The 12,085-nt window shown below is 48.1% G+C and carries 14 protein-coding genes and 1 other annotated feature; of the genes, 4 read left to right on the forward strand and 10 right to left on the reverse strand.

Going from position 1 to position 12,085, the window contains the following annotated elements; genetic code table 11:
* The first annotated feature begins 203 nt into the window (after positions 1-203).
* The 3 genes from AB3N00_RS06765 to AB3N00_RS06775 are packed head-to-tail and all read left to right on the forward strand — an operon-like array spanning position 204 to position 1,875.
* Positions 204-896: a TetR/AcrR family transcriptional regulator gene (locus AB3N00_RS06765; protein ID WP_413033893.1), complete on the forward strand. Its 693-nt coding sequence runs from the start codon at positions 204-206 to the stop codon at positions 894-896.
* The gene (locus tag AB3N00_RS06770) at positions 893-1,681 is read left to right on the forward strand and encodes a DUF4097 family beta strand repeat-containing protein (RefSeq protein WP_413033894.1); all 789 of its coding nucleotides are present in this window, start codon (positions 893-895) and stop codon (positions 1,679-1,681) included. The genes AB3N00_RS06765 and AB3N00_RS06770 overlap by 4 nt, the downstream gene beginning before the upstream one ends.
* Positions 1,682-1,701: 20 nt before the next feature.
* Positions 1,702-1,875: a hypothetical protein gene (locus tag AB3N00_RS06775; RefSeq protein WP_413033895.1), complete on the forward strand. Its 174-nt coding sequence runs from the start codon at positions 1,702-1,704 to the stop codon at positions 1,873-1,875.
* Between the two features lie 45 nt (positions 1,876-1,920).
* Here AB3N00_RS06775 and AB3N00_RS06780 read toward each other — a convergent pair whose 3' ends face one another.
* The 7 genes from AB3N00_RS06780 to AB3N00_RS06810 form a co-directional block, all read right to left on the reverse strand.
* Complete coding sequence (locus tag AB3N00_RS06780; RefSeq protein WP_413033896.1) at positions 1,921-2,574, reverse strand: YdcF family protein; 654 nt, start codon at positions 2,572-2,574, stop codon at positions 1,921-1,923.
* Positions 2,567-3,121, reverse strand: a complete 555-nt coding sequence (locus tag AB3N00_RS06785; RefSeq protein ID WP_413033897.1) for a hypothetical protein — start codon at positions 3,119-3,121, stop codon at positions 2,567-2,569. Before AB3N00_RS06785 ends, AB3N00_RS06780 begins: the two co-directional genes overlap by 8 nt.
* 99 nt (positions 3,122-3,220) lie before the next feature.
* On the reverse strand, positions 3,221-3,931 hold the full coding sequence (locus AB3N00_RS06790) for a hypothetical protein (RefSeq protein ID WP_413033898.1): 711 nt from the start codon (positions 3,929-3,931) through the stop codon (positions 3,221-3,223).
* Positions 3,928-4,902: an ATP-binding cassette domain-containing protein gene (locus AB3N00_RS06795; RefSeq protein ID WP_413033899.1), complete on the reverse strand. Its 975-nt coding sequence runs from the start codon at positions 4,900-4,902 to the stop codon at positions 3,928-3,930. The genes AB3N00_RS06790 and AB3N00_RS06795 overlap by 4 nt, the downstream gene beginning before the upstream one ends.
* A gap of 97 nt (positions 4,903-4,999) precedes the next feature.
* Entirely contained in the window at positions 5,000-6,727 is a 1,728-nt protein-coding gene (gene argS, locus AB3N00_RS06800) for an arginine--tRNA ligase (protein WP_413033900.1), read from the reverse strand.
* Positions 6,728-6,790: 63 nt separating this feature from the next.
* Positions 6,791-7,077 (reverse strand) — a binding site (T-box leader).
* A 215-nt stretch (positions 7,078-7,292) separates the two neighbouring features.
* On the reverse strand, positions 7,293-7,628 hold the full coding sequence (locus tag AB3N00_RS06805) for a four-helix bundle copper-binding protein (protein WP_175395994.1): 336 nt from the start codon (positions 7,626-7,628) through the stop codon (positions 7,293-7,295).
* 68 nt (positions 7,629-7,696) lie between these two features.
* Positions 7,697-8,755 carry a CobW family GTP-binding protein gene (locus AB3N00_RS06810; protein WP_413033901.1) on the reverse strand — a complete coding sequence of 353 codons (1,059 nt, stop codon included), beginning with the start codon at positions 8,753-8,755 and terminating at the stop codon, positions 7,697-7,699.
* Positions 8,756-8,921: 166 nt separating this feature from the next.
* On the opposite strand from AB3N00_RS06810, the gene AB3N00_RS06815 reads away from it, so the two are divergent.
* Positions 8,922-9,440, forward strand: coding sequence for a molybdenum cofactor biosynthesis protein B (locus AB3N00_RS06815; protein ID WP_175395996.1), 519 nt, complete (start codon positions 8,922-8,924; stop codon positions 9,438-9,440).
* An 83-nt stretch (positions 9,441-9,523) separates the two neighbouring features.
* Here the strand turns inward: AB3N00_RS06815 and AB3N00_RS06820 are convergent, their stop codons facing one another.
* The 3 genes from AB3N00_RS06820 to AB3N00_RS06830 all read right to left on the reverse strand — a co-directional run bounded on the left by AB3N00_RS06820 (position 9,524) and on the right by AB3N00_RS06830 (position 11,873).
* A complete protein-coding gene (locus AB3N00_RS06820; RefSeq protein ID WP_413033902.1) occupies positions 9,524-10,081 on the reverse strand; it encodes a hypothetical protein in 558 nt (185 codons plus the stop codon).
* An 82-nt stretch (positions 10,082-10,163) separates the two neighbouring features.
* A complete protein-coding gene (locus tag AB3N00_RS06825) occupies positions 10,164-11,183 on the reverse strand; it encodes an acryloyl-CoA reductase (RefSeq protein ID WP_413033903.1) in 1,020 nt (339 codons plus the stop codon).
* 36 nt (positions 11,184-11,219) lie between these two features.
* Positions 11,220-11,873: a hypothetical protein gene (locus AB3N00_RS06830; RefSeq protein ID WP_413033904.1), complete on the reverse strand. Its 654-nt coding sequence runs from the start codon at positions 11,871-11,873 to the stop codon at positions 11,220-11,222.
* Between the last annotated feature and the right edge of the window lie 212 nt (positions 11,874-12,085).

The following is a 12,085-nucleotide window of genomic DNA, read 5'->3' on the forward strand; positions in this document are numbered from 1 at the left end:
GGGTTAGGATTCATTTTCTATACGACCTATGTCTGGACTTCTCCGGTCCTGCGGCATGGGTCTTTTTTTATGTATTCTGCCAAAAGACAGCATTTCACTCCTCTGGCGAGCTAATTATCCTTTTAATTACCTCTTATTGACATCAAAAATGTTTCGCGTTATTATACATACCAACGGTCGGTATTATAAAAAAGGAGGTTGCTATGGCCAGAAACAAATACCCTGAACAGACGGTTCAACACATTCTATCCGTTGCTGCGCAGCTGTTTACGGACAAAGGATATGAAAAGACGAGTATTCAGGACATTCTTGAAGCTCTGGGCATGTCCAAAGGCGCCATATATCACCATTTCAAATCCAAAGAGGAAATCTTGAACGCCGTTATGGAACAACAGTTTGAATACTCTGCCCGCATGCTGGATCAATTGGTTATTCACACGACTGCAGCTACAGCAAAAGAAAAATTAATTCAAATCCTAGAGCATGTACTCTCTGATCCTCAGGCACACTCACTGGATCGCGTTCTGCAGACTCAGATTAAAAATCCTCTCTTCATTGTTAGAGGCATTCAACAGGCAGTGCAAATGGATGCACCCGTTATTGCAGCAATGATGAAAGAAGGGGTTGCAGATGGTTCGATCAGCACAGCTGATCCCGAGGCAACGGCTGAAGTATTTATGATGCTGGTTAACATCTGGATCAACCCTGCCATTTTTGGCCGCAGTATTGCAGCCACTAAACAACGCCTTATCTTTTTGCAAACACTGATGAAAACACTCGGGGCTGATATCGTAAACGATGAACTAATCGAGCAAATTTTGAAGCATCATGAGAAGATTGGTGCATTTGTAACGGCGAAAAGTAACGGGGAAGGAACTGAGGGGGCGTACGATTGAAGCCTGTTGAACATATCATTTGTAAAGAAATACAGCTGGCGGCACCTGTTCGTTTCCTCACTCTGGATTGGATGCATGGCGACGTGCATATTACCCCAGGTGCGGATCCATTTATTCGCGTTATTCAACGAGCGAGCGCCCGTTTTCCGTTTTCTCGTTGTTTTGCTGCTGAGGTTGGCAACGACACTCTTAGCCTTATCGATGGATGCAAGCATGCCTTCCCATTGGGTATGAACTTCAAGCGTACATCGCTAAGCATCCTGCTCCCGCCCAATGTAATGGAACGTATAACCCTCAAGAGTGTTGGAACGCGGATCGTTATCGACAACATGGATACTCAATATTTGGATTGCCACTGTACATCAAGCAAGCTGAACGTATCCGGTCATGCCAGACACTTCAGTTTGAGGGCGGTCGGCAGCCAGATCGAATGTATGAATCTGCATACGAACCAACTAAAACTCCATGCCACCTCTTCTCCCACCCAACTCCATGGACAACTTGCACATGTTCAATCCCGTACAACCGGCAGCACACTTTCAATTCATTCCTCAACGATGCTGCAATCGCTGGATCATGTCTCCACCAGCAGCCATATGGACCTTCGGATTCCTGATTATAATGGGTTTACGTTAAACTTCAAACAGACCGGTGGCCGCCTCAAAAGTGACTTTTCGCTTCAGAAAAATGGCGATCAACATGTGTATCTTGACGGTACTCACCCATTTCAAGTAAAGGTTAGAGGCGGATCATTGAGACTAGGGAAATATTCGACACTTTTCTAATAAAGAGGGAGGGCATCCACATGAGTATCGGCTGGATTGTGGGCAGCAGCTTGGCAACTGCAGTGTTATTGACAGGGATTATCTATCTGTTCGTAGGCTATCGCAAAAACACTAAAGTACGCTGGCCTTGGTGGTTGATCGGATTTGGCGTGGCCGCACTGGTTAGTGCAGCCATCAATTATCCCGGGACATGATTGCTGGCGAGCTGTGCAAAGAAAAAAGACAATCCACATGCAGCCTCAAGGCTGCTGTGGATTGTCCATCCATCCCTTTACCGTGTAACCCATATATAAGACCGTTTCTCGCGCCAGAAATGGAAATTGACTTCGCCAAGTCTGATATGCTGACGTTTGTGTTGGAGAAGGAACAGCATCCATGCCCAGACCGCTTGCCAGCTTCATCGCCCGCTTCATATGCAGCGGGTCACTTACAATCGTATAGGTGTGATATCCTGCCTTTTTCCCAATCTTGATCGAATTAACCAGATTCTCCTCCGTAATTCTCGATTGTGTTTCTATAAGGATATCTGCCGGATCTACGCCGTGTTCCACGGCATAATCTCTTCCTACTTCAGCTTCCGTGCGCTCTCCTGTACGGCCAGAACCACCGGTAAAGATAAGGTTATGTATCGTGCCCTGACGATATAACCAAACGGCATGTTCGATCCGCTCCCGAAAAACGGGGGAGGGATCATCCCCATCCACAGCAGCACCAAGGATAATCGCCGCATCACTCCGTCTGGAAGATTGCTCAGCTGTGTAAGCCGATATCAGCCAGGCCGTAATCATAGCCCAAACGATGCCCAGCAGCATCAGCGATGTAATGGAAATGACAATCCAGCGCCGCTTGCCTCTTCGTTTCAGATTTCGTTCCCGGACCTTGCTTTCAATCACATTGATTCTCCTCTTCCATGCTTCGAGCAAGCTTGCTCTCTGAATGCATACGCTCAAGCCGCCGCAGCGCCGCAGCCGACTCAGCATCCAATCCAAGCTGTGCAATCCAGGCCCCCGTGTACTGCTGAAGACTGATCTCCAGCTCCTGCGCGCGGTCCTTAAAATCCTCCAGTTCCTTAATCATGCGTGATCGCCCCTCGGGGCTAAAGGTCTCATGAATTCGCTCTTTGAAATAGTGGTGCACAATACTATTGCGCTGCTTCCATAATTCATTCAACTGACGGGTCTCCTCGTCAGAAAACGTAAAGTGATGACGAACTTCATGAATAAGCTGTCCAAGTGAACTGCTCATTTTCCGTTCGTACAGATCTTCCAGGTCTTCATCGGATACAGCCTTGCCTTGAGACATTTTCATTAAAAGAATCAGATTAACCAACTGCTGCTCAAGAGCCTGTCCATAATAAACAGCCAATCCGTAGTATGCAAACAATTCCCTGGAGTGTTCGCTATCCAGCATGTCACCATTCTGCATGTCTGTGTTTTGCAAAAGCGAGCGCCCCTTTCATTCCCGTACCAATTCTCGTCTCATGTTCCTCTATCGTAACGAAAGAGAGGGCAACATTCAAGTTACAACAAAATATGGCGTCTAACTTCGCAAATCCCTTCTTCCAGACAACCAAACATGAATGATTAACAGGACGAAAGCATACATGACAGCCCAAATGATTGTTAGGTAAATAGATCCCTGCTTCGCTTCTTCAAATATCATCATTTCACGTACGAGGTAAAAGGCTGGAGGTAATACTTTGCCCAACCATTGCAGCCATTCCGGCAAATGATCCGTCAATGCACCTTGCACAAATGAAAGCAGCAATACTGTGATCAATGCCGACATACTGCGGCTAAACTGATGAACATATGATTTTTGTAAGAAAACACATAAGCTCAAACCCAGCAATGACAATGCCAGATGTCCAGACCAAGCCATCATCCACTCCCCACCGGTCGGCTGCCTCTCGAACATGCCAAAAATCACAGGATACAGAACCGTGATAATCACAAGTGCACAGTGCATAATCCACGCACACCATATCTGTCCAAGAATAACTTTTCGTTTATTTCCTGCATGCAGAACAAGTAATTGCAATTGCCCCGCCGGCTCTGCATTCATCACGGTCAGACCCAGCCAGGCAGCCCCAAAAAAGAGAAGCATGGCCGTTACACTATAACTGTCCGCAACCGGGTTGGGTTTATATGAGTAAATCAGGAGCATGGCAATAACATACATGATGACGGGTGCAAAATACTTCTGCGAACGGATGTAATGCCTGACCAAATACCGGGTTAGAACAATCATGAAAATCCGCCTCCCGCTACTTCCGACTGAGAATGAGGTCGGGTAGATGGGGCCACTCTTTCACCCGGATGTTCAGATGGATGATGACCTTTCAGCAATCGTTCCATATGTATTTGGCTCTCCTCTTGCAGAACGGACACGATCGAGCCCCCAGCCGCAAGAATCATACCGATAATGTGATCCGATGTGCTGCGTTTCACTTTCCAATCCCAGAACTCTTCATTGCCATTATTTCTCTCACGATGACGATAGACATCCAGAACGCCATTCTGCTCGGCAAGCTTTGAATAGGTATCCGAGAGTTCCGTATCCGATCCTGTCATTAAACTATGAACCCTTACAACCGGCTCCCCTAGCTCTTTCAGATCTGATCGGCTCCACTGACGCAGTACACGCCCCTTCTGCAGCACGTACACCTGATCAGCCATACGTTCAATGAACAAAGGTTCATGACAAGCCGTCACAATCGAAGTTCCTTCCTGCTTCCACTGTTGCAGCAAAGATACGACAGCTTGCTGGGCAGGAATGTCCAAGCCAGATAACGGCTCATCTAGCAATATTAGTCCACCAGGTCCCGGTAACATCGCTTGAATCAAGTTCACCTTTTGAAGTGTGCCTTTGGACAGCAGCGGCAATTTCTGATCCATCGCAGTCCCAAGGAAAAACAACTCACTCAGCTCATGAATTCGTTGACGCAGCAGCGTAGGGCGCACGCCACGTATACGCCCCATTTCCCACAAGTACTCGGCGGATGTGAAGGGTAAGCGAGGCAATCCGTCGAGCGCATACATCTTCTCTCCTTTTACGGTTCGACATACCGCGCCTTCATCGGGTAATAGAAAACCCGCCAATATGCGTAGTAATGTGCTTTTGCCTGAACCATTTCTGCCTACCAACACGGCACATTCCCCAACTCCCACATCCAGGCTGATCTCTCTTAGCACCAACTCTCCTCCGAGGCGTTTGCTCACTTGTCGAAGGGAAACACCTGCCATTAACTTTTCCACGTTATTCTTGGGCTTACCCGGTTGCCTAAGAAGTCCATGCTTTCCCCATTTCACAGGGACATCACATCCGTTCAGGAGCCTGTACGCCAAGCAGATACAGACTGTGCTTAATTCGTTCAGCCGTACGTTCGGTCAGGGTTACCCGGAAAGGCCGCACTTCAGCCGGAGCATCAGCGATCCGTTCGGCGTGATAGAAGCGGTTAAATGCCTGCGCCACATCAATGACATGCTTGGCAATCACCGATGGCTCATTGCGTTGAATCGCTTTTTCAAGGTATTCCGGATAATCCGTCAACAATTTAAGCAGTACCCATGAAGCATCACCAACAGTTGTGCCATGACTCACGCTATCATTGCTATCTGTGTCATTCAATCGATTCGTATTGCCGTCATCAATACCCATAGCCGCATCTTTTGCCTTGCCAAGCACACTGTTTATCCGCGCATAGGTATACTGCACATAAGGTCCTGTCTCCCCTTCGAAGCTGACCGCGTTTTCCAGTGAAAAATCCACATCGTTCAGACGATTATTGCGCAAATCACCAAAGACAATCGCCCCTACGCCTACGGCTTCCGCAACGTCCTGCGCGTTGTCCAGATTCGGATTTTTCTCCTCTATAATCTGTAATGCCCGAGCAACGGCCTCATCCAGTACCTCCTGCAAAAAGACCACTTTACCGCGGCGAGTGGACATCTTCCTACCCTCGAAACGCATCAAACCAAACGGAATATGCTCACAGTCCGCAGACCATTCATGCCCCATCCGGGACAATACGGCAAAGACCTGTTTGAAATGCAGCTTTTGCTCTCCTCCAACCACATATAACAGCTTATCGGCTTGCATGACATCATGACGATAAACGGCTGTTGCCAGGTCCCGTGTCGGATAGATGGTTGTTCCGTCTTTTTTGATAATCAGGCAAGGAGGCATATCCTCCTCTTCCAGACGCACGACTAGTGCTCCATCACTCTCTTCCAGCAACCCCTTGGTTCTGAGCTCTTCCACCACGGCGCCCATCTTATCGTTGTAAAAACTCTCACCGAGGGTATGATCAAACTGTACATGCAGGCGTTCATACATCCGGTCGAATTCCTTCATGCTCACTTCAACAAAGAAAGCCCACAACCGTTTAGCTTCTTCATCCCCCTGCTCCAGCCTGCGGAACCATTCGCGTGCTTCGGTCTCCAGCGTGGGATCATTCTCCGCTTCATCATGGAAACGTACATACAGTTCAAGGGAAGTGCGTATGGGTTCCGCCTGCAGCGCTTCATCGTTTCCCCAACGCTTGTAGGCTGCGATTTGTTTGCCAAACTGGGTTCCCCAGTCGCCAAGATGATTCACACGAACCGGGGTATATCCTGCTTCGTTATATAATCGATATAGTGCAGCGCCAATGACCGTTGAGCGCAGATGTCCAATTCCGAACGGTTTGGCAATGTTGGGTGATGACATGTCAATCACTACACGCGCACCCTTGCCGATCTGGAGCTTTCCAAACGAGGGATGGCCCAGCATTTCCAGTAACTCCGAAGACAGCTTCTCCCGGTTAAAGTGTATATTCACATACGGACCTGCCGCTACAGCATCTAGTCCTGCTGTCTTCAGCCCCTCGGCAATCTCAACTGCAATCGCTGCGGGTGCTTTCTTCAGTGATTTAGCCAATACAAAACAAGGAAAGGCTGCATCCCCCAGCTCGGGTTGTGGTGGTATTTCCAGGAGCTTAAGTACCTCTGCTTCCTCAAGCCCCGTAAGTGGAGCAATATGTCCTGCCGCCAGTTTCATTAACATGGTGAACACTCCTTGTCATGACTTAAGTTTTTTTGATGCATATAAAAAAGCCCCCGTCTCTATAAAAGAGACGAGAGCTGATCTTCACAGTTCCCGCGGTACCACTCTAAGTGAACAACTTCATGACTGCATATGTTATATGCTGCCAAAAGCTGCTCCGCTCGGTGCGAGTAACGGTCGCAAGCCGGATTACCCTCATTGCAGATGCCTGTCTCCTTCTAAAAGGATGCATCTCTTCGGATAACCATCTCACGGGTGCGGTTCACACAGGTCATGTCATACCGGCTTCCACCTGCTCCGGCTCGCTGTTATGCATGAGTTCTGGTTACTCTCCCGATCACGGATATTCATCGTTTCAATTCATTTCCATCATTATACATATCGTTCCTTGCTTTGGCAACCTGGATCTTTTTGTGTTTCTCTTCTCTAATTGAAAAATCCCCTCCCGTACGGCAACGTTTCCGCACATCCAGTCAATCAGATGTACTTTACGTTGGTTCAAGAGGGGATTAAGCCATTCATTCTCTGAGTTAATTGGCTTCTATTTAATTCATGCATTCTATGATTAAGCTACTGCTGCCATCAAACGGCAAGCTTCTGCACATTTACGGCAGGCTTCCGCACAGGCTTGACAGTGATCATGTTCATGTTTTCCGCATTCGGCAGCACATGCTTCACAAGCTTTTACACACAATTCGCAGATTTCGGCGATAAAATCACTACCACGTGTCATCGCTTGAGCAGCGAATCCACAAATTTCTGCACATTCCCGATCCAGTCGAATACAGTCACGCAGCATGGCCAAGTCATACTCTTTCAGACTGGATATGTAACATACGTTGCAAGCATTCATGCACTCCAGGCAAGCATCAATACATTGTTGATATTGTTGTTGTGTCATTTAAAGTTACCTCCCAGGCAAAGTTTGCTATGCTTCTTAATACCCAGTCTGGAGGAACCTTGAATCAATTACGCTTGATTTATCGCTTCCATTTCCATCAATTGCTTACGAATGACAGCTTGGTCAAAATGCTCGCCTATAAACACAGCCACATTAGGCACGTCTCCCTGAGGGGTGATTTTCATATAATCCGATTCCCGATAAGCATACTGAAACCAGAAACGGCTCGCCGTATCACTAAAGGAAAGAATGCCCTTCGCCCGGTATACATCCCGGGGCAGTCCGGCTACAAAACGCTCAAAAGCTTCACTATTCACTGGCTGGCTAAAATAATGCGTATAGACCATGACATGCTCATGTGAAGCATGGGGAGCGTGAGGTTCATGGTGTTGTCCGTGATCATGGCTGCATCCATGTTCTGTACAAGCATCGGTATGGACGTGCTCCGCTGAAATCTCCCGTTTATCCGATTCAGCAGCAGCCTGATAAGCGTGTACTCCAGCTCCGCTTTGAAGCAGCAGGTCCATGTCAACCTCACATCGCACAGCTTGGATCACAGGGGCAAAGCCATTCCATTTTGTCAGCAGCTGCCGCAATTCACTTATTTCCTGCTCGTTGACTCTGTCTGTTTTGTTCAAAATCAGGATTGAGGCACAACGAATTTGCTCCTGCATCAACTTAAACGTCTGCCCCTTCTGTTCCTGATACAGGCCTGACAGATGTGCCGCGTCTACAACAGTAATCAGGCTCTTCAGTTCAAGACGCATATATAACGACGTTTCCGTTACCGCATCCAGAATTTCCATCGGGTTGGCCGCTCCCGTAGCTTCAATGATAATGACGTCGGGTGACTCCTCCCGAACCAGATCAGCAAGCTGAATGCCCAGGTCACCTCTTACGGTACAGCAGATGCAACCGCCCAGCATTTCGGTCATCGGTACTTCGGCATCCACAACCTGACCATCCAGGTTGACCTCACCGAGCTCATTCATGACCACTGCTGGCCGCAAGCCTGCTTGCTGCCAATGTTCAATCAACTGCACCAGCAGTGTCGTTTTGCCACTTCCCAGAAAGCCTGACAATATATATACAGGTATGGATTGTTCTTTTTCACTTGTTATGCTCATTGCTAAACACCTCTCTGGCTGACCATTGTATGGGTCGTTCTATATCTAGCGAGTGTACACTATCCTGCATTCTTTACGCAATATCGATCTATTCTTCCATAGTACATTGCCTGAAGCTGCTGAATGGTCTATGCTATGGAGAAATGTGGATAGAGGAGGAAGTTTCATGACCACTTCAGTGGAACAGCATCGTCAGGAAGCGCCGGACAAGGTCTCCTGTATGATTGTCACCGTATCAGATACCCGCACCAAGGATACGGATACCAGCGGACAACTTATGCATCAACTGCTGACTGAAGCAGGATATCAAATTGTAGAATATATCATTACACCGGATGAAACCGAGCGCATCCGTACCATTCTGCAGGATGCAGCTGTTCGAGATGATATTGAAGCCGTACTGCTCAGCGGTGGAACCGGGATCGCTCCCAGAGATACAACGTATGAGGCTGTATCCTCTCTGCTCGACAAAGAACTGCCCGGCTTCGGCGAAATTTTCCGTTTTCTCAGCTATACGGAGGATATCGGTTCAGCTGCCATTCTAAGCAGGGCCGTGGCCGGAACGATTGGACGCACTGCGATCTTCTCCATGCCAGGTTCCAGAGGCGCGGTCAAGCTGGCCATGGAAAAGATTATTTTGCCTGAGCTGCGCCATGTCATGCGTGAAATATACAAACCCGTCTGAATGATCAGACGGGTTTGTCGTTTTCTACGGATTTATTTAATCCCTTTAAATGAAATTGTTTTACTCCATTTTGACTTTACCCCTCAATTCAACTGGTTCAGGACATGATGGAATACTTCAGAAACCTGTCCTTCATAGATGTCCTTCTCCCCGCCTGAGGCGGTATACACAAGTGATACGTATCCTTTGCTTCGAATCGCCGTTTTGCCAAGTACGTTTTCAATGACAGCCTGATCGCCAGAATTACCATACATTTCTTTCATCCGTGCGGCCCGGGTGTCCGCATCACTGAAAATGTGAACCTTAACAATATGCCGGCCACTTCCATTCAACAGATACATATAGGAGATCCCGCCTTCACCGTCATCAGCAGACATATTGTTCATCAATTTGATGTCTCTTGCGGCAAAAGCTTTATCTAACTCCCGAATCAACGGACCGTTTAACCCGTGTCCCTGACTCTGGGCTCTGATGTTCCCTTCTTTCGTTGCTTGTCCGCTATACACTTTCCGTTCCTGCTGGGCCGCTTCGGTAGAACAGGCAACAAGTAATCCGGTACACAACATGATCATACAACCTGCAAGCAAGAACCTCGTGCGTCGACCATTTCTCACTTGCGTCCCTTTTCTTCCAACACGCATGCTCTTCCTTCCTTTCCCCGCCACTTCGTGGATCGATCGTGGCAATCTTAGGTAGAGTTAGCATGTCTAGGAGAAAAGGATCTTATTCGGCCGGTACGTCTCCCATTGTATTGACGACGGTACGACCAACCGCACCACCCTGCAGAATGTTTTCCAATGTGTGAGGCAGCTGTGCCCAAGAGATCTCCTGAATCCCCAGCTCCAGCGCACGATCTGGCTTCCATTCCCCGCCAAGCAAGTTCCACAAGCGCTCCCGCCGCTCCATTGGGCAGTACACCGAATCGATCCCAATCAATTGTATGCCACGTATGATAAACGGAAACACCGTTGATTCAAACTTGGATCCAGCGGTTAATCCGGATACGGCAGCTGCGCCACCATATTGAATCTGTTTCAGACGCTCCGCCATGGCTGGACCAGCTGTAGGGTCTACAACTCCTGCCCACAACTGTTTACCCATAGCCCCCTTGGCGGGTGCATCTGCTTCTTCTCGCGAAATAACCTGTGAGGCACCCAGATCTGTAAGCAGCTTCTCCTGCTCTTCCTTCTTACCCGTGCTGGCCGTCACTTCAAAACCGAGCTTAGCCAAAATGGCCACGGCCATGCTTCCAACCCCACCTGTTGCTCCCGTAACCAAAACTTTGCCCATTTCCGGTGTTACTCCAGCCCGAAGTAAAGCGTCCACCGAGAGTGCTGCCGTAAAACCGGCCGTACCGATTGCCATCGCCTCTTTCTCACTGAGACCTGGTGGCAGAGGCACAAGCCATTCACTGCGCAGGCGAGCGTATCGGCTGTAGCCTCCAAAATGAGACACACCTGGCTCAAAGCCTGTGCTAATAACGCGATCTCCTGGTGCAAATCGTCCACTTACGGATTCTTCGACTGTACCTGCAAGGTCGATCCCGGGTACCATGGGATATTCACGAACAACACCACCTCTTTCAATGGTCGCGAGTCCGTCTTTATAATTGACACTGGAATACTGTACTTGTACAGTAACATCTCCATTAGGCAGATCTTCTTTTTTCAGCTGCTCTACAGCTGCTTTAACCCCACCCTGTTCATCGTTTCGTACCACGTACGCCGGAAAAGTAGTCTCCATGTATATCCTCTCCTTATGTTTAGTGATTATCTGATCTCAAATTGTACTTCTTCTACCCGCAATCAGGTACAAGAGTGGCCCAATCAGAGGAATCAGACCAATAAAGGCCCAAATACGCGATCTGCGGCTGAATACAGCATCCCTGAATAATGCAATCACCGAGAGCAGTGTCAGCAGGACAAAATCAATCGTCATTATATGTATAAAGGAAGATTGTCTGAATGCTTCCATATATACAGCAGTATTACCTTGAGTAAATCCATAGAAAGCTGTACCCACGGTCAACAATAAAAGTATACCATGAGTCAGTTTATGTCCTGCAATTCGATGAATTCCAGACTTACGGTGATTGCCAAAGTGGACAAGTTTATATCCCGAACTACTCCTTTTCGGTGAAGATAACGCGTAATAAGGTAGCAGTGCAAAAGCTCCCAGGCCAAAAGACAGCAGCACAAACGGCCAAACAGGCACTCGGCTATCACGTTCGTTTGCGGGTGTTTTTAACAAGAGACAGGCGAAGACCGCCGGAAAAATGCCAAGCCACGAAAATACGGTCAGCAGCCAGGGTTCCTTGCTTTGCAGTGTTATCAGCTCTTTGAACACCGGGTCGCTCCCTAGAGGCTCTCCTGGTGCCTCCAACCAAGCATAGACAATGAACAGCAACCAGATCATTCCCAAGATCCATTTCAAGCTGCACACCTCCTCCATTGTTTCATCCCCCGAGGCTGCATACTTGAAACAAAAAACAGCAGATTAGAAAACACCTGCTACGTATAGCTACATTTAATTTTCATTACATCCACCACGCGGGCGTGCAGATCCGACATTTCAGAAAGATGCAGAATTTTGACGTCTTATGCGGTTTCCCGAGAAATAATTACGCCCTTGTCCAAATAAAAATC

It is taken from the genome of Paenibacillus xylanilyticus (assembly GCF_047246825.1).
Taxonomy (GTDB): Bacteria; Bacillota; Bacilli; order Paenibacillales; family Paenibacillaceae; genus Paenibacillus; species Paenibacillus xylanilyticus_B.

Bases quoted from the DNA above. Each gene is read 5' to 3' on its own strand.
- AB3N00_RS06820 (WP_413033902.1), bottom strand. From the start codon at position 10,081: ATGCGTGTTGGAAGAAAAGGGACGCAAGTGAGAAATGGTCGACGCACG.
- AB3N00_RS06775 (WP_413033895.1), top strand. From the start codon at position 1,702: ATGAGTATCGGCTGGATTGTGGGCAGCAGCTTGGCAACTGCAGTGTTA.
- argS (WP_413033900.1), bottom strand. From the start codon at position 6,727: ATGTTAATGAAACTGGCGGCAGGACATATTGCTCCACTTACGGGGCTT.
- AB3N00_RS06825 (WP_413033903.1), bottom strand. From the start codon at position 11,183: ATGGAGACTACTTTTCCGGCGTACGTGGTACGAAACGATGAACAGGGT.
- AB3N00_RS06815 (WP_175395996.1), top strand. From the start codon at position 8,922: ATGACCACTTCAGTGGAACAGCATCGTCAGGAAGCGCCGGACAAGGTC.
- AB3N00_RS06810 (WP_413033901.1), bottom strand. From the start codon at position 8,755: ATGAGCATAACAAGTGAAAAAGAACAATCCATACCTGTATATATATTG.
- AB3N00_RS06805 (WP_175395994.1), bottom strand. From the start codon at position 7,628: ATGACACAACAACAATATCAACAATGTATTGATGCTTGCCTGGAGTGC.
- AB3N00_RS06790 (WP_413033898.1), bottom strand. From the start codon at position 3,931: ATGATTGTTCTAACCCGGTATTTGGTCAGGCATTACATCCGTTCGCAG.
- AB3N00_RS06765 (WP_413033893.1), top strand. From the start codon at position 204: ATGGCCAGAAACAAATACCCTGAACAGACGGTTCAACACATTCTATCC.